The 20724-nt window shown below is 50.1% G+C and carries 19 protein-coding genes; 1 reads left to right on the top strand and 18 read right to left on the bottom strand.

The genetic code is table 11. From position 1 onward, the window contains the following. Positions 1-84: 84 nt before the first annotated feature. From trxB to hprK, 7 genes are all read right to left on the bottom strand, one after another. Positions 85-1047, bottom strand: a complete 963-nt coding sequence (gene trxB, locus D3D03_RS11435; protein ID WP_026832166.1) for a thioredoxin-disulfide reductase — start codon at positions 1045-1047, stop codon at positions 85-87. A 60-nt stretch (positions 1048-1107) separates the two neighbouring features. Continuing rightward, positions 1108-2592, bottom strand: a complete 1485-nt coding sequence (locus tag D3D03_RS11430) for a tetratricopeptide repeat protein (protein ID WP_119923637.1) — start codon at positions 2590-2592, stop codon at positions 1108-1110. A 96-nt stretch (positions 2593-2688) separates the two neighbouring features. Continuing rightward, positions 2689-3069: a sporulation phosphorelay system protein KapB gene (gene kapB, locus D3D03_RS11425; protein WP_026832164.1), complete on the bottom strand. Its 381-nt coding sequence runs from the start codon at positions 3067-3069 to the stop codon at positions 2689-2691. A 28-nt stretch (positions 3070-3097) separates the two neighbouring features. Next, on the bottom strand, positions 3098-3580 hold the full coding sequence (locus tag D3D03_RS11420) for an acyltransferase (protein WP_026832163.1): 483 nt from the start codon (positions 3578-3580) through the stop codon (positions 3098-3100). Beyond that, the gene (gene ppaX, locus D3D03_RS11415) at positions 3564-4220 is read right to left on the bottom strand and encodes a pyrophosphatase PpaX (RefSeq protein ID WP_026832162.1); all 657 of its coding nucleotides are present in this window, start codon (positions 4218-4220) and stop codon (positions 3564-3566) included. The genes D3D03_RS11420 and ppaX overlap by 17 nt, the downstream gene beginning before the upstream one ends. A 4-nt stretch (positions 4221-4224) precedes the next feature. Further along, positions 4225-5058, bottom strand: a complete 834-nt coding sequence (gene lgt / locus D3D03_RS11410) for a prolipoprotein diacylglyceryl transferase (RefSeq protein WP_026832161.1) — start codon at positions 5056-5058, stop codon at positions 4225-4227. Then, positions 5058-5993 (bottom strand): HPr(Ser) kinase/phosphatase, encoded by a 936-nt coding sequence (gene hprK, locus D3D03_RS11405; RefSeq protein ID WP_026832160.1) that lies wholly within the window; start codon positions 5991-5993, stop codon positions 5058-5060. Before hprK ends, lgt begins: the two co-directional genes overlap by 1 nt. Before the next feature lie 119 nt (positions 5994-6112). Between hprK and D3D03_RS11400 the strand changes: the two genes are divergently transcribed. Then, positions 6113-6505, top strand: coding sequence for a hypothetical protein (locus D3D03_RS11400; protein WP_119923636.1), 393 nt, complete (start codon positions 6113-6115; stop codon positions 6503-6505). 101 nt (positions 6506-6606) lie between these two features. Here the strand turns inward: D3D03_RS11400 and D3D03_RS11395 are convergent, their stop codons facing one another. The 11 genes from D3D03_RS11395 to D3D03_RS11345 form a co-directional block, all read right to left on the bottom strand. Then, a complete protein-coding gene (locus D3D03_RS11395) occupies positions 6607-7710 on the bottom strand; it encodes a DUF4097 family beta strand repeat-containing protein (RefSeq protein ID WP_119923635.1) in 1104 nt (367 codons plus the stop codon). A gap of 108 nt (positions 7711-7818) precedes the next feature. Further along, positions 7819-10674: an excinuclease ABC subunit UvrA gene (gene uvrA, locus D3D03_RS11390; protein WP_026832157.1), complete on the bottom strand. Its 2856-nt coding sequence runs from the start codon at positions 10672-10674 to the stop codon at positions 7819-7821. 1 nt (position 10675) lies between these two features. Then, a complete protein-coding gene (gene uvrB, locus D3D03_RS11385; protein WP_369877603.1) occupies positions 10676-12643 on the bottom strand; it encodes an excinuclease ABC subunit UvrB in 1968 nt (655 codons plus the stop codon). A gap of 177 nt (positions 12644-12820) precedes the next feature. Continuing rightward, positions 12821-13984 (bottom strand): PDZ domain-containing protein, encoded by a 1164-nt coding sequence (locus tag D3D03_RS11380; RefSeq protein ID WP_028105769.1) that lies wholly within the window; start codon positions 13982-13984, stop codon positions 12821-12823. Between the two features lie 19 nt (positions 13985-14003). Further along, positions 14004-15422, bottom strand: a complete 1419-nt coding sequence (locus D3D03_RS11375; protein ID WP_028105768.1) for a S41 family peptidase — start codon at positions 15420-15422, stop codon at positions 14004-14006. A gap of 96 nt (positions 15423-15518) precedes the next feature. Beyond that, entirely contained in the window at positions 15519-16913 is a 1395-nt protein-coding gene (locus D3D03_RS11370) for a M23 family metallopeptidase (RefSeq protein ID WP_119923633.1), read from the bottom strand. 40 nt (positions 16914-16953) lie between these two features. After that, positions 16954-17853, bottom strand: coding sequence for a permease-like cell division protein FtsX (ftsX, locus tag D3D03_RS11365; protein WP_026832152.1), 900 nt, complete (start codon positions 17851-17853; stop codon positions 16954-16956). Next, positions 17843-18529 carry a cell division ATP-binding protein FtsE gene (gene ftsE / locus D3D03_RS11360; RefSeq protein ID WP_012371287.1) on the bottom strand — a complete coding sequence of 229 codons (687 nt, stop codon included), beginning with the start codon at positions 18527-18529 and terminating at the stop codon, positions 17843-17845. The genes ftsX and ftsE overlap by 11 nt, the downstream gene beginning before the upstream one ends. Positions 18530-18725: 196 nt before the next feature. Beyond that, positions 18726-19097, bottom strand: coding sequence for a cytochrome c551 (gene cccB / locus D3D03_RS11355; protein ID WP_026832151.1), 372 nt, complete (start codon positions 19095-19097; stop codon positions 18726-18728). 109 nt (positions 19098-19206) lie between these two features. After that, entirely contained in the window at positions 19207-20076 is an 870-nt protein-coding gene (locus D3D03_RS11350; protein ID WP_026832150.1) for a YitT family protein, read from the bottom strand. 101 nt (positions 20077-20177) lie between these two features. Further along, positions 20178-20681, bottom strand: a complete 504-nt coding sequence (locus D3D03_RS11345; RefSeq protein ID WP_119923632.1) for a GNAT family N-acetyltransferase — start codon at positions 20679-20681, stop codon at positions 20178-20180. Between the last annotated feature and the right edge of the window lie 43 nt (positions 20682-20724).

The following is a 20724-nucleotide window of genomic DNA, read 5'->3' as shown; positions in this document are numbered from 1 at the left end:
TGTGTATTTTTTACTCTGGTTTCAGTATAACATAAAAAAAGAGCCAGCTTGATGGAAGTGCCTCCAACCAAGCTGGTTCCTGAATTAGACTTGTGATGATTCTTTTAATTCTTCAAGCAACGCTTCGATATAGTGTTGCGCGTTTTGCGCCGCGATCGAACCGTCGTTTGTTGCTGTAACGACTTGACGAAGTGTTTTCTCACGGACATCACCGGCTGCAAAAATCCCTTTGATGTTCGTTTCCATGCCTTCATTCGTCACGACATATCCTTGATCGTTAAGGATGCCCAAGTCTTGCACATATCCTGTGATCGGGTTCATCCCGATGTAGATGAAGACACCATCAATCGGATACGTTGTCGTTGCCGCTGTTTTTGTATTGATCAATTCGATGCCACCGACTTTACCGTTATCTTCGTTGATCTGTTTGACCGTATGATTCCAGATGAAGTCGATTTTCGGATTGTCGAATGCTCGTTTTTGGAGAATTTTTTGTGCGCGTAATTCTTCGCGACGGTGAACGATCGTGACTTTTTTCGCGAATCGTGTCAGGTAGACCCCTTCTTCGACCGCTGAGTCGCCGCCACCAATGACGAACAATTCTTTTTCTTTAAAGAATGCGCCGTCACAGACCGCACAGTACGACACACCACGTCCGCCGAGTTCTTCTTCACCCGGGACGCCGATTTTCTTATACTGCGCACCAGAAGCGATAATGATCGCACGGGCGTAATAATCCTTGTTGTGTGCGTGGATCGTCTTATAAGCAGGACCGTCTTCGATGCTGCGAACGTCACCGTAAGCATATTCCGCTCCAAATGCTTTTGAGTGATCAAACATCTTTTGTGAAAGATCCGGTCCGAGAATGCTGTCATACCCCGGATAGTTTTCGATGTCTTCCGTGTTGGCCATTTGGCCGCCCGGAATACCACGTTCGATCATCAATGTTGAAAGGTTTGCACGTGATGCATAAAGCGCTGCCGTCATACCGGCAGGACCGGCACCAATAATGATGACGTCATAAATTTTTTGCTCAGTTTCTGTCATGATTCCACCCCATCTGTATTTTCGTTGTAATTTGAGTATAGGTGAGAATCGTACAAACGTCTAACACTTTGCACGGGCCGGGTTCAAAAGCCGTTGATATGACCGAATCGTCGCCGCCACTTCGTCGAACGAAACATGGACGAGCGTCGCGCAGTCTTCAATCAACATCCCTTCGCGGACATCGTGGAACAGATAAATCAAGGCAGCAGCAGACTGTTCGATCGATTCAAAAGTCTCCCCACTGAGGACGAGTCGGGCGAAACGTTCGTAAAAGTCGCCTTCAAGACTCATCCGTTCCTCGTCCGAGACATATCGTTCCGCGAGGCGAATTGTCATCAACGCACGATGAATGCGAGCATCGACGACCTCATGCTCTCCGTTCATTTCATGAAGGATCTGTTCTGTCAGCAATAAGACATCCGGATGATCCGTGACTTCCGGCATCATCGACAGGGCAAGTTTTGCTTCCCCGTCATTGAGCTTACCGAGCAGGAGTGCCGTAAAGATTCGCGAGACATCGTCTTCCGTCTTCAGTGCTTGAATCAAGGCTGAACGGAACTGCAGGTTATGCCGGATATCGTACGCTTCCTGTTCTTCCCGCATCCCTTTTGCTTCTTTGGACTGGAGAAAGGCAGCGGCTTCTTCGATATGACCGGTCTTGAACGCTGAAATCGACAACCAGTGTCCGAACAACGGATCCCCACGGTAACCGCGACGTTCGAGCAGCTTCAATTCTTCGTAAGCCAAGTCATGGCGACCGATGATTGCAAGCGTCGACGCGACTTTATAACGGGTCTCGAGGTTGACGGCCCGGACATGCTCGAGCTTTTGCGACAAGCGATGGGCTTCTTCATCCTGTCCCATCTCATGCAACAACACGAGTGTGTTGCAAAGCGCGTGCAGGTTTCCGGGATTGCCGTCAAGCACCTGTTCAAGTGAGGCAAAGGCACGATCGTTTTCACCGAGATAAAACTCGACGATGGCGAGATTGTTATAGGCCGGCCAAAACGTCGGATACTGGGTAATCAAGGACTCCAGTGTCTCCTGCGCCGCAAATAACATCCCTTTGTCGATTTGACGTTGTGCTTGAGCATGTAAACGAATCAATTCATCCTCATCGTCATCTTCCATCTCTTGTTCGAGATCAATCAGTTCCACGAGCGCGGCCGATGCCTCTGCGTGTTTACCGTTTGGTGCACAAGATAAATATTCAAGCGCATACGTCTTCGCTTCTTCATATAAAGAGACATGCGCATAGTTATTCGCTAGATAAAACAATGATTCGGTATTTGACTTGTCGAGTGTCCGGACTTGTTTCAACACATCATTGGCATGGTTGGTTTCACCTGTCTCGAACAGAACACGGGCGTACCGTAACAGATAACGGACATCTTCCGGTTGAAGCGTCGTGGCTTCATCGAGATGATAGACCGCCTCTTCAAGTCTCCCTTCCCGGTGCGCCTTCCGTCCGCGGAAATAAAAAAGTTCCGCTTGGCGCGTTGTAATCGCAAAGGGGTCTGCTTTGTATTCAGTTAATTCCATCATGATTCAAGCCCCCATAGATCTAAATCTGGTTTCGTAGTTGCAGAGACAAGAATAACCTATCTCGGAAGGCGTTGCAACAGAAAAAAACGCCAGGGTTTACCCCCAACGTTTCGCATAAATCGATTCCAGTTCCTTGTAATTCTCTAAGCATTTTTGTACGAAAGCATCCGCTTCTGGATTTTGTCCGTTCAGGCGTTCGACATCCTTTTCGTACGCGCGCCGTAAGCTGTCTGCGTACGGCGGAATCTCTCCGTCATACGCATAAACGACGCTTGGTGCGACCGTCACTTTTTCGTGCGGGTGTAAGGCGGGACGGACATGGAAGAGTGGCACGTCGACCTGATTCGGATTGTGCAGGTCCCCTTGGATCGGGTGTTTTTCAACCGCCAGAACTTCGACGACCAACCCTTGCGGACGTTCGGCAAATAATCTTCCGAAATACTTTCCTGTTTTGTACGTAAAGCGGACGTTACTCATCTCGTTTCCTCCTGTTCTCACATTTTCGTCACATTTCATGCCGGCGCAGCGGCTGACTCGATACCCGTTCATGTGGCTCGATGTCGCGATGGACGACCGAACCGGCGCCAATCACTGCACCGTCTCCGATCGTGACACCCGGTAAGATCGTGACATTGGCTCCGATCAACACATCGTTGCCGATCGTCACGTTACCAATCCGGTACTCCGTCGTCAAATATTCATGGCAGAGAATCGTCGTATTGAATCCGATGATCGTGTTGGAACCAATCGTAATCCGTTCCGGAAACATCGTATCCGGCATGACCATCAAGGCCAGTGCCGTCCGGTCGCCGATTTTCATCCGTAAACACGTCCGGTAGAGACCGTTCTTAAAACGGAGCGACGGCGAGAAGCGGCCGATCGTGATGATGACAAAACACCACATCACTTTCAAGAACGACACCGTCCGATACATATGCCAGAGCGGGTTCGTCGACCCGACGTGATAACGATCAGTCCGCCTTGGCATTTTCGGCCTCGATCCAGTCACCCAACTGTTCCATCGAATCAATGATCACATCCGGTTGCAACGCTTCAAGATACGGACGGCCTTTGATCGCCCACCCGACGGCAACGGTTTTCAGTCCCGCATTTTTCCCGCCGTGGATGTCCGTATCGTTGTCGCCGACCATGATGGTTTCCTCACGGGTCGCCCCGAGCAATGCCATCGCTTTTTCAAACGGTTCAACGGCCGGTTTTTCTTCCGTCACGTCATCCGCGGCGATGACCGCGTCAAACAAATGCGTTAAACCAAACAGTTCAATGCCTTGCAGCGCGACACGCCGACTTTTCGACGTCACGACCGCCATCTTGTACCCTTGTTGCTTCAATTGACGTAATCCGTCAAGCACACCCGGATACTCGAGGACAAGCGCGTCATGCATCGCAATGTTGTAGCTGCGGTAAAACGCGACCATCTCTTTCCATTGGTCGGCGTTCATTTCCGAAAACGACTTTTCGAGGGTCGGACCGATGAACGGAAGCAGCTCGGCTTGCGTAAACGTCCGGTCCGGATAGTAATAACTGAGTGTATGTTCAAAACTTTTCAGGATGAGCGGGTTCGTATCGATCAACGTCCCGTCGAGATCAAATAAAATCGTTTGAATCATCGGCTCATTTCGCCTCCCGTTTTGTTCCGTCCAAGTAACGGACGGCATTTTTCCGAAGGACCATCATGACGAGACCAAAAACGATCAAGGCAATCGACACGATTTGAGCGGTCCGTAACCCGTCGCCCATCATCAGGCTGTCCGTTCGTAAGCCTTCGATATAGAAACGACCAATCGAATACCAGACGAGGTAACCGAGGAAGATATATCCGCGACGCGGGTTAAACTTCATCCGCCAGACGATCAACAGGATGACCCCGATGATGTTCCAGATGCTTTCATACAGGAAGGTCGGAACGTAATAGACGCCATCGATATACATCTGATTAACGATCCAGTCCGGCAGGTGCAGCGTATCCTGCAGGAACGTCCACGTTGTTTCTCCGCCGTGGGCTTCCTGGTTAAAGAAGTTCCCCCAGCGTCCGACGGCTTGACCAAACAAAAGTGACGGGGCCAAGATGTCGGCAATCTGCCAGAACGAGATGTTTTTCTTCCGGGTATAGATCAAGACCGTCAAGATCGCCCCGATGATCGCCCCATGAATCGCGATCCCGCCTTGGCGGATGTTGATGATCTGATCTAAATTCTGACCATAATAATCCCATTCGAACGCCACGTAGTAAATACGGGCACAGATGATACTGATCGGAATCGACCAGATGACGACATCGACCGCATACTCTTCGTTAAATCCGATCCGTTTCGACTCAAAGATCGCAATCATCAGACCGACGACAGCGCCTAAGGCGATGACGATCCCGTACCAATAAATCGGAATCGGTCCCAGTTCGATTGCGATGCGATCAAACGTCGGTTGTACACTCGCTAATGTTCCCATCAAAGACCACCGTTCCCATCTTCAATCGCTTGCGCGAGACGCCCCGCAAACTCTTCTGCTGTATTGATGCCCATATTTTTCAGGCGGTAGTTCATCGCAGCCACCTCGATGATGACGGCTAAGTTACGCCCCGGACGGACCGGAATCGTCAAGAACGGAATTTCCGTATCGATGATTTGCAACGTTTCTTGATCCAGACCGACACGATCGTACACTTTGGTCTGATCCCAAATTTCTAAATTACAGACGAGGCTGATTTTTTTGTGCGAACGAACGGCACCGGCACCAAACAATGTCATCACGTCGATGATTCCGATTCCGCGGATCTCGAGCAGGTGTTGAATCAGTTTCGGTGCAGTCCCGACTAAAATCCCGTCGCCGGTTTGACGGATTTCGACCGAATCGTCGGCTACAAGGCGGTGTCCCCGTTTGACGAGTTCAAGTGCCGTTTCCGACTTCCCGACGCCGCTGGCTCCTTTGATGAAGACGCCGACGCCGTAAATGTCGACGAGCACACCGTGCATCGCCGTCGTCGGTGCGAGTTCTGCTTCGAGGAAGTTCGTAATTTGAGATTCGACCGATGTCGTATGTCCTTTTGTCGTCAAGAGCGGAACGTTCGTTTCGTCTGCTGCTTTGACGATCGCTTCCGGTACTTCAAACCCACGGGTGATCAAAATGCCCGGTGTCTCATCGGTACAGAGAACATTCGCCCGTTCGAGCTGTTCTTCGTACGTCAGATTATTAAAGAAGGTCAATTCGGTTTTTCCGAGAATCTGGAGTCGTTCTGCCGGATAATAGGCATAATACCCCGCCAGAACAAGACCTGGTCGACAAAGATCAGCCGTCAGAATCGGGCGGTGTAAGCCCTCTTCTCCGGTGACGATTTTTAAATTGAATTGCTTTACGATTTCAGCTGTTCGCACTTTTGGTTGCACGCTCAATCAGCCCCTTTCACTTGAAGTATTGTACCATATTTTTACGAAAATCAAGGAATTCGATTAGAAGTGGACAATCTTGGGAATGGATTACAGATAACATAAAAAGGAGGGATTTTATGATGGACGCTTCAGGCAGTGGTATCGGCCTTATCATCATCATGATTTTATTCGGGATTCTTGCCATCGTTGGGTTTGTGTACCTCATCATCGCACTGATTGACATGTGGAAAGCCTACTCACGCAATCAAGATCAAACGGCATTACTGTTCTTCATCATCTCGATCATCGGGATTTTCATCAGCGGTTCGTTCATTTCGTATATTCTAGCAATCATCTTCTATTGGAATCGCTCACGCCGCAAGAGCTGGCTTGGGATTGGGTTGATCGTTTTATCGATTATCCTCGGAATCATCGGTATCATTACCTTACTCGCGTTCGGCTATGACATGAACAATTTCGAAAACATGGATTTTAATGATCCGATGATGGATCAGGATTACGATTATTAAGATGCATCACACATCATCCGACTGCCCCTTTCGCGAGGAAGCAGTCGGATTTTTTGTCCAAAAAAATCCCTGCCTCCTTTGTTGAAGGGGCAGGGATTTGCTTATAATGCTTGTGGGCTGAGATGGACACCGTGTGTGACAGAAATCGTACCTGTCTTCGTATCGGCAGCAACCTCGATTTTCGGCGAACGACCACGACCGGATAGGAAATGCAGTTTCCGATTGACCACTTCTTTTTGATCGCGAATCAGTTCCATTTCATCCAAGTTGCAGTTCAATCCACCAAAGTTCGTTTCCAGTTCACCGTAGATTTCAGCACCGTGCGGCAACATCAAGGCGATGCTTCCGGCAAGTGACGAGGCTTGAATCTTCGCATCCTGAACCGTCTTCAGTTCACAACGGACGTTTCCGTTCGCCGTTTTCAGCTCAGACCGTTCAAAGACGCCGGTCGCGATGACTTGACCGTTAGCAGTTTTTGCCTTCAACGACTTGATTTCCGATTCTTCGATTTCAATCGAACCGTTTGCCGTTGATGTCTTCACTTCGTCGCTGAACAGGTCACGGACATGAATCCGTCCGTTTGCCGTCATCAGTTGCACCGTCGTCGCGTCAAGAGACGACAATGTGATTTCCCCGTTCAATGTCTGTAAGATCAACGACTCGTAATGACGGCGTGGAATCTTCAGATGAACGGTCGCCCGGACACGTTTGTCTTTCAGACGAATCGATAACGTGTTGGCAGAGACAGAGTGTTGCAGTGCAGCTTGCAGCTGTTCGAGTGCCTGTTCTTCGTTAACTTGACGGAGCGGACGACCGGTAACGGTCAGCTCACACTCGTCCAAATCACCCGGCTCGATGACGGCATTGGCATTAAAGAGATCCAAATGAATCGTCTCACCGCTGAATGGGAATTGTTTGACGTACGTGACGTTCGGTCCGGACGTTTGGTTCAGTGACAAATCACTTTCCTTAATCCGGTTGATGAGTCCGTCAAACGCTGACATGACCTTTGATGTAAGGGAGTCGACCGTATAATGGTCCACGCGGTCGTAATGTTCCGGTTCATCCACGTACTTATGCTCACTTGCCGTCGACTGTTGCTGATCGATTGCCTCAAGGCGTTCGAGTTTGTCGAGCGCTTCATCAATCGTCAGCTTTCCTTCTTTCACTTGTTCAAGTATCAGTTGGCGCATATCTTGCTTCATCAATAATTCCCTCCTCTGATCTGGCACACGTTAATCCATTCCACTTGCTTATTACTTTCGCTCTACTTCTCTTACTTCCCTTTTTACGATTCCTGAATCAAAAAAGTTTCATGATTCAATCCGTGCCGCGTCCCGTTCGAGAACTGGCGCCAAATAATGACCCGTATAGGATTCTTTGACCGCCGCGATTTCTTCCGGTGTTCCGGTCGCCACAATCTTCCCGCCGCCGTCGCCGCCTTCCGGACCCAGATCAATCAGGTAGTCGGCCGTCTTGATGACATCGAGGTTGTGTTCGATGACGAGGACGGTATCCCCGTTGTCGACGAGACGTTGCAAGACTTTCAGCAAACGCGCAATATCGTGGACGTGTAAACCGGTTGTCGGTTCATCGAGAATGTAGATCGTTTTTCCGGTCGAGCGTTTGTGGAGTTCAGACGCCAGCTTGACCCGTTGTGCTTCCCCGCCCGACAATTCGGTTGCCGGTTGTCCGAGACGCATATACGTCAATCCGACATCGGCAATCGTCTGTAACTTCCGACTGATCTTCGGAATCTTGTCAAAGAACGCTAACGCGTCTTCCACCGTCATCTCAAGGACGTCGGCAATCGTCTTGCCTTTATATTTCACTTCCAACGTTTCGCGGTTGTAGCGTTTACCGTGACAAACTTCACACGGAACATAGACGTCCGGCAGGAAGTGCATCTCGATCTTGATGATTCCGTCTCCGCGGCATGCTTCACACCGTCCACCTTTGATGTTGAAACTGAAGCGGCCTTTTTTGTAGCCGCGGAGCTTCGCTTCGTTCGTCGATGCGAAGACGTCCCTAATGTCATCAAAGACACCGGTATACGTTGCCGGGTTCGAACGTGGTGTCCGACCGATCGGCGACTGGTCGATATCGATGACTTTATCGATTTGATCGAGTCCGGAAATCCCTTTGTGCGCCCCCGGTTTTTCTTTCGCCCGGTTCATTTCGTGCGCAATCGTCTTGTAGAGGATCTCGTTGATCAACGTTGATTTCCCGGATCCGGATACACCAGTCACGGCAACGAACAAACCAAGCGGAATGTCGACATCGACGTTTTTCAGATTATTTTCTGAGGCTTTATGAATTTGTAATGACCGACCGTCCGGCTGTTTCCGTTCCGATGGGACCGGAATGAATTTTTTCCCGGACAAGTATTGCCCCGTCAACGAATTCGGATCCTGCATCAATTCTTCCGGACGTCCTGCCGCGGTCACGAACCCACCGTGGTCTCCCGCCCCGGGACCGATATCAATCAGGTAATCTGCTGCCATCATCGTATCTTCATCATGTTCGACGACGATCAGTGTATTCCCGAGGTCACGCATCGTCTTCAGCGTGTTGATCAACCGGTCATTATCCCGTTGGTGGAGTCCGATTGACGGCTCGTCAAGGACATAGAGGACACCCGTCAGACGGGAACCGATTTGGGTCGCGAGGCGAATCCGTTGTGCCTCGCCGCCGGACAATGTCCCGGCCGCTCGTGAAATCGTCAAATAATCGAGTCCGACATTTTCAAGGAACGACGACCGTTCGTGAATCTCGCGGACGATCATCCGGGAAATCGTCTGATCTTTCTCTGATAATTTGCTTGGCAACTCTTCAAACCAGACAACCGCCTGTTTGACGGACATCTTCGTCACGTCGCCGATGTGAATACCGGAGACTTTAACGGCCAGTGATTCCCGTTTCAAGCGATGCCCTTTACACGTTGGACACGCTTTTTTCGCCATATAGCCTTCCATCTGTTCGCGGATATAGTCAGATGACGTCTCTTTGAAGCGACGTTGGAGATTGTTTAAGACGCCTTCGAAGAACAACGTCGTATTGCGGACCATTCCGAAATCATTTTCATAGCGGAACTGAATTTCTTCTTTGCTGCTCCCGTTTAAGATGATGTCACGGTGTTCTTCCGACAATTGGTCGAACGGTGTATCCATATCAATTTTAAAATGACTGCAGACGGCAGCAAGCAGTTGCGGATAATATTGTGAACTGGTCGGTTCCCAAGCAACAATCGCCCCTTCGTTCAGCGACTTATCCGGATGCGGGACGACGAGATCAACATCGACCTCAAGCTTCGTTCCGAGTCCGTCACAAGACGCACAAGCGCCAAACGGCGAATTGAACGAGAACATCCGTGGTTCGAGTTCGCCGATCGAGAAACCGCAAATCGGACAGGCATGATGTTCACTGAACAACATCTCGTTGCCGTCCATCGTATCGACGATGACCCGGCCGTCAGCCAGACGTAATGCCGTTTCGAGCGAATCCGCGAGACGGGCTTCGACGTCCGGTCGCACGACCACCCGGTCCACGACGACTTCGATCGAATGTTTTTTGTTTTTCTCGAGTTCGATGTCATCCGTCAAATCAATCGTTTCTCCGTCGACTCGAACGCGGACAAACCCTTCTTTCTTCAAGTCTTCAAAGACTTTGACGTGTGCACCCTTACGTCCGGAAATGATCGGCGCCAAAATCTGCAGACGGCTGCGCTCCGGCAGTTCCATGACTTGGTCAACCATTTGACTGATCGTCTGGCTCGAAATCTCGATCCCGTGGTTCGGACAAATCGGTTTCCCGATGCGCGCATACAACAGACGGAGATAATCATAAATTTCCGTGACCGTCCCGACCGTCGAGCGGGGATTTTTACTGGTCGTCTTCTGATCGATCGAAATGGCCGGACTTAAGCCTTCAATCGCATCGACATCCGGTTTATCCATCTGACCGAGGAACTGGCGGGCATACGCCGACAGACTTTCGACATACCGGCGTTGCCCTTCTGCATAAATCGTATCAAACGCGAGTGACGATTTCCCTGACCCGGATAAGCCGGTCAGGACGACCAGCTGATCACGCGGAATTTCGACATCGATATTTTGTAAGTTATTGACGCGAGCGCCCTTGATGATGATCTTGTTCTTTTTTTCTGCCAACTTAGGCACCTGCTTTCAATTCTAAGATAAGGTCACGCAATTCTGCCGCACGCTCAAACTGCATGTCTTTCGCGGCTTGACGCATTTCTTGATCCAGCTGTTCGAGCAATGTTTCGCGCTCCGGTTTTTTGAGCTTGTTGAACTTCTCCAATTTTTCGACTGTGTCATCACTTTCAATCGTCGTGCTGATGACACCCCGAACGTCTTTTTGAATCGTTTTCGGCGTAATGCCGTGTTCTTTATTAAAGGCGATCTGGATGTTGCGACGCCGTTCTGTCTCGTCCATTGCGCGTTGCATCGAATCCGTGATCTTGTCAGCGAACAGGATGACGTGCCCTTCTGAGTTTCGGGCAGCCCGTCCAATTGTCTGAATCAAGGAACGCTCCGAGCGTAAGAAGCCTTCTTTATCGGCATCAAGAATCGTCACGAGCGAAACTTCCGGAATATCGAGTCCTTCTCGCAAGAGGTTGATCCCGACGAGGACATCGTATTTACCGAGCCGCAGATCGCGAATGATTTCAATCCGTTCCAGTGTCTTGATTTCCGAGTGCATATAGTTGACCTTGACGCCGTGTTCCTTGAGGTAATCCGTCAAATCCTCCGACATCTTCTTCGTCAGCGTCGTGACGAGGACCCGCTCATTTTTCGCGACCCGTTCGCGGATGTTGTCCATCAAATAATCGATTTGTCCGGTGATCGGATGAATCTCGATCGTCGGATCGACGAGTCCCGTCGGCCGGATGATTTGTTCGACCATCTCTTTGGAGTGCTCGAGTTCATACGGACCCGGTGTCGCGGAAATATAAATTGCCTGACTGACCTTCTCTTCGAACTCTTCAAACCGAAGCGGCCGGTTGTCTTTCGCCGACGGTAAACGGAACCCGTGGTCGACGAGGACTTGTTTTCGGGCTTGGTCACCGTTATACATCCCGCGGATTTGCGGTAATGTCACGTGCGATTCATCGGCGACGAGCAGGAAGTCTTTCGGGAAATAATCAATCAACGTATACGGAGTCGATCCCGGTGGCATCAAGTTCAAATGACGGGAATAGTTTTCGATTCCCGAGCAGTACCCCATCTCCCGCATCATCTCGAGATCGTAGTTCGTCCGCTGTTCAAGCCGTTGCGCTTCAAGCAGCATACCGTCTTCGCGCATCTTCGCCAGCTGCGTCTCGAGTTCGGTCTCGATGTTCGCGATGGCTTTCTGGAGCCGGGTATCCCCGGTCACGAAGTGGGACGCCGGGAAAATCGAGATGTGTTCCCGGTCGGCAATGATCTCACCGGTTAATGGATCCATGTCGCGAATCCGCTCAATTTCGTCTCCGAAAAATTCGACCCGGACACATTGTTCATCACGGGACGCCGGGAAAATCTCGACGACGTCTCCCCGGACACGGAACCGTCCGCGCTGAAAATCGATGTCATTGCGTTCATATTGAATATCAATCAGGCGGCGCAACATTTCGTTACGACCCATCTCGTTCCCGACACGCAGGGACAAGACGTGATTGTTGTATTCTTCCGGATTACCGAGACCGTAAATGCAGGAAACGGACGCGACAATCAAGACGTCTTCCCGTTCGAACAAAGCAGATGTCGCCGAGTGACGTAATTTATCGATCTCGTCATTAATCGAGGAATCCTTTTCGATAAATGTATCCGTCGACGGAACATACGCTTCCGGTTGGTAATAATCATAAAAGCTGACAAAATATTCGACTGCGTTATCCGGGAAGAACTCCTTGAACTCCGAATACAGTTGACCGGCCAGTGTCTTGTTGTGCGCGAGGACAAGTGTCGGTTTCTTGATCTCTTTGATGACGTTCGAGACGGTAAACGTTTTCCCTGTCCCGGTCGCTCCAAGCAACGTCTGATGCCGCTCGCCGTCCTTGACACCCGCCACCAGTTTTTCGATTGCCGCCGGCTGATCGCCACCCGGTTCAAATGGTGATACTAAATGAAAATCCATCGTATTCTTCCCCCTCATCCAGTAAAAAAATCTATTTTTATTGTACCACTTTACGAACAAACATTCGATTATGAAGTGCTCCTCTTAGCAAGTTACCCGTTTTTCGACAAAAGAAAAAGTCCAGCCGGATAGCTGAACTGATTTCTCTGCAGAAAAAGTAAGGCGTGAGACGTGATTTTATTGCAGTGTCCGGATTTTCGAGCGGGTATTGCCCGGTTCGCTGACGAACAGGATGCCGAGATCATGGTGATCCTGTTCATAAAACGCACGTTGCGCAAAGCGGACGTCCCCGTTGTGATTCATCACCTCAAGCCGCAAATACGGTTTGTGTTTTTGAATCGCTTCATAAAACGTCTTCTCGGACTCGACGAACTCTCCGTTGACCTTGTAGATCGCTTCCCCCGGGACGAGTCCCATCTCAGACGCCGGTTTTTCAGGCAGCGTTCCAAGGATGACGACACCACGCTTCCCATTCAAGAACAATGGTGTCTGTGAACGATTCCAGCGTTTTGTCCGCTGATGGAGAAGCAGATGGACGACAAGCAGCACAGGCAACCCGTACAACCATTCGTTTTGTCCGGTCAGGAAAGCCCCTGCCGTCAGCAGGACAGCCAGCAGGAACGTGATCAGACGTCCCTGGACGAGCGGTCGGATCAATTGCTCCGGTAATTGTCCGGTAAAGAGGAAACTGAAGCCGATCGGCAGGAATAAGACGATCGGAACAAACTCCGGAAACGACCATTGTGGAATCCACGCTTCCAGGCTGCTGCCCGGGACGAGGACGACAAGCGGAATCAACCAGAGCTTGTTGGCAGACAATCCGCCGATGTAACGTCCGCGCTTCGACAAGACAAGCGACGGGGATAACTTCTTTTTCCCGCGCCATGCGAGCAGGATCAGTTCCGCCGCCAAGGATAATGCCGCAAGCAACAGCAGATCCGTTGCCCCGACATCCTTCAGCCCTTCGACCCGGTCATCCGTCACGAACCAACCGATCCCGGCCAGAATGACGAGCGGCCAAAGCGGTAAGTTGAATCGAATGACACCCGTCAGTAAAATCAAACCGGTCAGTCCCATCAGACCAAGCAGGAACTCGGTCGAGATGGTCAGTCTTAAGCTGAGGCTGACGATCGAAAGTACGAGTCCGACCACCAGTCCCGGGACCAGCGTTTCAAATACATCGGTTCGTTTGCTGCGCGTCCGGGAACGGAACAGATTTCGTTCGCGTTTAACCCGTCGCATGCTGAGTACCAAACTAACCAGGATTGCTAACCACAAGATCGGACTAGCGAAGAGACTAATCGCTGTCCAACCGATTCCATCGAGTAATTCCACGCCCATTCAGACCTCTTTCTGTGAGTTATTGTGCGGCAACTTCAAGTGCCTTGATGCGTTGCACATCATTTTTAGGATCTTCTAATTTTTTCAACAAACGGGTTTCCATTTCCGATGCCGTCACTTGATCGATCTTGCCGGTTACCTCAAGTTTCGCATCCTTCTGCAAGCGTTCGACGGCCTGCTTCATCGTATCCCCGAAGTATCCTGTCTGTCCTTTTGGATCAAAGCCGATTGCTTCGAGAACGAGATGCGCGTTTTCGACCGGTTTTCCATAGTCGCCCGTGGCGAGGGTCTTGTCGTCCGTCAGAATCTTCGTGACGTTGAAGTAGTCGGGTTGCTTAACTTCGACGGTCGGCTTGACGCCTTTTTTATGGATCCAGTTTCCGTCCGGCGTCAACCATTTGTTCGTCGTCAGCTTTAAGTCACTGCCGTCTTTTAAGTCATACGCACTCTGAACGATCCCTTTTCCGAACGACTTCGTCCCGACGACCTCGGCACCGGCTCCTTCTTTGAGCCCGGCTGCCAGAATCTCAGATGCTGACGCGGAACCACTGTCTTCGAGGACAACAATCTTATAAGGTTTCTTCTCGTCCGCTTTCCCGAATTCCTGCGTCCGTTCGCCTTTGTTGTCTTCCACTTGGAAAATCGGCGTCTCTTTCGGAATGAACGGTGCAATCATTTCCGAGACTGCCGTCAGCAGACCACCGGGATTTCCGCGGACATCAATCACCAAGCCATCGATGTTCTTCTCTTCAAGTGCTGCCAGTTGTTCCTCGAACTCGCCGGCTGTCGGATCAGAGAATTGTGTCACCTGTAAGACGCCGATTGTTTTTCCGTCGATTTGTTCCGTCTCGGAATAGACGGTCTCAATCGGAATCGTATCGCGGACGATCGTGATTTTCATCGGATCTTGTCCTCCGCGCTGAATCGTCAGCACCACTTTCGTCCCTTTTTCACCACGAATCTTCTTGACCGCCTGATCCGTCTTTTGTCCTTTTGTTGATTTGCCGTCAATTTCCAAGATGACGTCCCCTGGTTTGATCCCTGCTTTTTCAGCCGGTGACCCTTTGATTGGCGAGACGATGACGATCGATTCCCCTTTTTGTTCAAGCGTCGCTCCGATTCCTTCAAACGAAGACGAGAGATTCGTGTTAAACGATGCCGTTTCCGACTCGTCCATATAGACCGAATACGGATCCTCGAGCACTTCCGTCATCCCCGTCAAGGCACCTTCGAGCAACTCCTGGTCCGTTACGTCTTCCAAGTAATTTTGTGAAATCATCTGTCGGACTTGATCAATCTTCTTCCAATCCCCCGTTGCATTCGACGAGGTACTTGTTGCTGTATCCGTTCCACCTGTCGCTAACATCCCGACAGCACCGGCTCCTAGACCGAGACCAAATGTACTGACCGCTATGACGGCCGTTGTCGATTTTTTCACGCGTGATTCCTCGTTTCTGGTGTAAACCTGCTATTTTTTTCAGTATAGCAAAAAAAGATAGGTTACCCTATCTTTTCGTCAGCTATGCTGTTGAAGTTACAAGATGTATGGGGCAGGATCAACCGCATTCGGTTGTCCGACCGCCCATTCGCCTTGATGAAGTTCAAAATGAAGATGTGGTCCGGTCGACCATCCGGTTGAACCCAGTGTCCCGACGGTTTCACCCGGCATCACCGTTTGACCGGCTGAGACAGCAATTGAATCCAAATGGGCATAAACCGTCGTCCAGACTTTCCCGTCGATCAAGTGTGTCATCATGACGACGTTCCCGTAACCGGTCGCACTACCGGCGCGAAGGACGATCCCTCCTGCCGCAGCTTTGATCGGTGTCCCTTTGGCGTTGACGAGATCGATGCCGGTATGAAGCTCCGGCTTCCCGGTCAACGGATTATTGCGGGGACCGAACGGGGACGAGACATACCCGGTGACCGGCAATTGGAACGGTTTCGCTCCAACTTCACCGGCATCACTGGAAACAGGCGCTTCCGTCGTCGCTTCCGGTACCGGAAGTGGTTCTTCTGTCTGATTTGACTTAGCTGCCTCTGATTTCGCCGTAGCTGACTTCGCTGCTGCAGCTCGCGCTGCGTCACGCGCAATTTGTTCCTGGGCCGCTTTTTCGGCTGCCGCTGCAGCTGCCGCCCGCTCCTTGGCTTGTTGCTTGGCGCGTAATTCGGCGGCTCGCAGATCACTGAGTTGTTGACTGATCAATCGTTTTTGATCCGCGAGAATCTCTGCTTCTTCGGCTTTCGTAAACTGTTCCTGCTGCAATTGTTTGACTTGACGATTCAATTGAACAACGAGCGTCCGTTTGATGTCGGACTCGGCAATGATCCGGGTCTGTAAGATCAACAGCTTCCGCTGTTCCTTTTTCAATTGACCGAGTACCAGTTCCTGTTCGGCTTTTTGCTCCGACAATTGTTTGACGTTTTCTTGATAGGCATTTAAAACTCCGTCATCTTGTTTGATGATTTCCCGAACCGTGCTGAACCGGGAGATCAAATCACCAAAATCTTTGGAATCGAGCAGGACTTCGATGTATTTGACATCCCCGTCCCGTTGAACCGACCGCAGACGATCACCAATCTTTTGTTCTTGCGCGTGGAGCTTGAATGTCGTCTGATCCACGGCTCGCGTCACGATGGCCAGTTCCTGTTTAGCGACAGAAACAGCCGTCTGTTGATCTGCAATCTGACTCGCTAAATCATCCAAACGGCTGTTGACTTCATCAAGGCGCGCCTGTGCTTCCTTGCGCTCCTGTTTCGTCAAGATTAACTTCTCAGATGTCTGATTCTGTGATCGCTCCGTCTCTTGCAGACGGGACTCGACCTCCTGTTGTTCCTTCAACAAATCTTCCTTGGACGTTGCGTGAACGGATACACTTGAACCTATTAATGCCAAGCTTAGGACGGCAGAACAGAATCGGACCTTCATGAGAAGCATCTCTCCTCTATCTTTTATTTGGTTGTTTTCCTTAAATCTTCAAGAATCGACCGAGTGACGTCGTTGATCCCCAGACACCGATGAAGGCACCTAATGCGAGCAGAATCAGTGCGACTTGCACGGACAGCTCACCTGGTGGAATCAAGGTGAAGATCGACGCATTCAGCGAGACAAGCTGCGGCTGAAGCGCGTTGTAGGTCACTTCATATCCGAAGTAGACGACAGCAATCGGAATCAACGCCCCGAGTACCCCCATCAAGAGCCCTTCAATAAAGAATGGTGCCCGGATGAAGCCGTTTTTCGCACCGACGAGTCGCATAATCTCGATTTCACGACGGCGTGAGAAAATCGTTACCTTGATTGTATTCGAAATCAGGAACATCGCCATGAATGTCAAACCGACAATCAGGATGATTCCGCCGATCCGAACCCCTTCAAGGAAGTTGAACATCTTTTCAACATAATCTTCACCATATTCGACGCTATCTATATTTTCCATTTTTTTGACTGTATTTGCAATAGTTTCTGTCTCATTTGGTGAAGTTGCTTTGACGATGTAGCGGTCATGAAGCGGGTTGTCTTTCTCAACCGACTGGTACGCTTGTGATCCTTCGCCAAGCTGTTCCTTGAAGCGATCCAGTTCTTCTTCTTTTGAGCTATAACGCACAGACTCGACGCCCGGCATCTGCTTTAACTTTTCTCCAACTGAGTCGATCTTTGCCTGATCGGATTCACGTTCGACGAACACTTGAATTTCGACGTCTTTTTCGACGTTATCGGAAATCTTGTTGACGTTGAACATGACCATTGCAAAAATTCCTACGAGTAACAAGGTCACGGTAACAGCACTGACGGAAGCAAATGTCATCCAGCCGTTTCGGACGAGACCTTTTGCCCCTTCCCGTAAATGACGGAATCCATTAAACTTCATAGCCGTACATTCCTTTCTCTTCGTCACGGACGATTTTTCCACCGTCAATCGCAAGGACGCGGTGACGCATCTTGTTGACGATATCTCGATTGTGGGTCGCCATTACGACCGTTGTCCCACGGCGATAAATTTCTTCGAACACTTCCATGATCTCCCATGCTGTATCCGGGTCGAGGTTTCCAGTCGGCTCATCGGCGATGACGAGTGACGGACGGTTGACAATGGCTCTCGCGATCGAGATCCGCTGTTGTTCTCCGCCGGATAATTCATCAGGATAGTTCCGTTCTTTATGCTTCAGTTTGACTAAGTCCAATACCTCAAGCACTTTTTTCCGGATCTGTGATTTGTCTTCACCGACGACTTCGAGGGCAAAGGCTACATTTTCATAAACCGTCAATGACGGGAGGAGTTTAAAATCTTGGAAGATGACGCCGATTTGGCGACGAAGTTCGGGGATTTGCCGATTTTTCAGCTTGCCGACTTCAATTCCTTTAAATAAAAATGAACCGCTTGTCGGTCGTTCTTCGCGGTACATCATTTTCATGAATGTCGATTTCCCAGCTCCAGACGGACCAACGATATAGACGAATTCGCCTTGATTGATCGTCAGGTTCACTTCACGAAGTGCCGTGACACCATTCGGATAGATTTTGCTGACTTGTTGCATCTTGATCACTTACTTCACATCCTTACTTGATTACTGGTTGGTGATCAGATAGGTCTTAACGCCTATCGAATCCCATTATAACAGGCAAAAAAAACGGTGCACATTACAATCAAATGTCATTTCCGGCGGTTTTAAAGGAAAAAAGGGACCAGTGATGACGAACACTTGTCATGTCCGTCATCTCTAGCCCCATATTATCACATAATTATTTTTTCTCAGCCAACCAATCAGCGACGGCAACGATTTCTTTATCGTCTTTCAGGATGCCTGCTGGCATTTGTCCTTTACCGTTTTTAATGATTTCTTGAATCTCTTCTGACGATAACTTCGCTCCGACTTTCGTTAAGTTCGGACCAACGTTTCCTTCCAGATTGTTCCCGTGACAAGAAGCACAGTTGTTAGCGAAGATTTTTTCCGCATCCACCGCTGTTTCTGTTTTCGACGAATCATCGTTCATCGTTGATTCTTCTTTCGTCGTATCTGACGATGTATCAGACGAACTGTCATCGCTTCCGCATGCCCCGAGTACAAGCGTTGCGCCAAGTCCTGCCGCAAGTAAAAGATTTTTGAGCTTCATCCGTATGTCCCCCTTATAAGTAACAAGCTGCGTCGTTATTTATTAGAGTATAACCGTTATCCAGACTTTTTAAGCATGATTTCACAAAAACTTCATCTTTTCCAAACAGTTACGGCACATTCCGGTAACGTTTGTCGTCGGAAAAACCCAGTCCCAGTACTTCATGGGCTTCGCTGACAACAAGAAACGCCGTTGGATCGATGTGTTTAACGATTTCTTTTAACGTCGTGATCTCTCCCTGCCGGACGACGACCATCAACATCGGTTTCCGGGTCCGGGTGAAGGCACCCGCCGCTTCGATTTCCGTCGCGCCCCGGTCAAGCGTTTGGAAGATCTCTTTGACGAGGGCTTCCCGTTGATCCGAGATGATATAGGCGAGCTTGTCGTTCGTGATTCCGAGCTGGACGATATCGATCATCTTGATCGTGATGAACAAGGCGACGAGCGCATACAAGCCGATTTCGAGTGAAAAGATGACGGCAGCACTGATGACGATCGTTCCGTCGAGCAACGCGATACAAAGGTGAAGCGGTAACTTCGTGAACCGGTGCAGCAGTTGGGCGATCAAGTCCATCCCGCCGGTCGAGGCGCGGGCTTTAAAAATTAATCCTAATCCGATTCCGACTCCGGCTCCGCCGAAAATCGCGGCCAGCATCGGATTCATCGTCGCTGCCGGTACCTCAAACCGTTCATAGACTAAAATGACGACCGGTAAAAAGATCGAGCCGACGAGCGACTTGACGCCGAACCCCATTCCGAGAATCATCCAGCCGATCGCAAGCAACACGACGTTTGCAATCAGCTGAAACAAGCCCGGTGAGATGCCAAACAAATCATTTAAGACGATCGAGAGCCCACTGACGCCTCCTGATGCCAATTGGTTTGGTGCCAAAAATAAACTGAAAGCACTGGCGACGAACAATGAACCGAGTAATAAATAAATATAGTCGCGAACGACTTCCTGACGTGTTGATGTCATAACGTTACATGTCCCCTTACTTAAGTTCTACAACCCGTTTTTCATTTTAGCGGAAAAGCCGGGAAGCGACTAGAAGGGCTGAGCAACTCGCAGTGGTCCCCTTATACCGTACTAAAGGGTTTGGAATAACGAACCGTCCCACTGATTCCCTTTAAGGCTTGGCGTTCGAGCGGCATGACGAGAAACACGTCCGTCGGCACCGGGAACGGGGCTTCGATGCCGTAGTCGACGGCGCGTTCAAATCCGAACTGCGGATAATAGCTGTCATGACCAAGCACGATGATATGCGACTCCCCCGCTTCCCGGGCATCTTCAATCACTTGACGGATCAGTTCCGAGCCGATGCCTTTGCGTTGCCAGAACGGTTTGACGCCGACCGGTGCCAAGGCAAGCGACGGAATGTCTTCAATGAACACGCGGCTCATTAAGACATGACCGACGATTTCCCCCTTGTCCGTCACAGCGACACGGCTGTAATGCGGCAATGATTCCTCATCTTCGCGCAAGGCGTCGACGAGATCGGCTTCCGTCCGTTGACCAAACGCGGCTTGATGAACGAGCCGAATTCCGGCGGCATCCTTGAATATTTCTGTACGAATCTGCATCTGTTTCGCCTCCTGGATCGATTGGTAAAAAAAACCGCCGACA

This window comes from Exiguobacterium sp. RIT452, from assembly GCF_003598705.1.
Classification (GTDB): domain Bacteria; phylum Bacillota; class Bacilli; order Exiguobacteriales; family Exiguobacteriaceae; genus Exiguobacterium_A; species Exiguobacterium_A undae.
The sequence above is the reverse complement of the archived record's forward strand: the minus strand, read 5'-3'. Positions and strand labels throughout refer to the sequence as shown.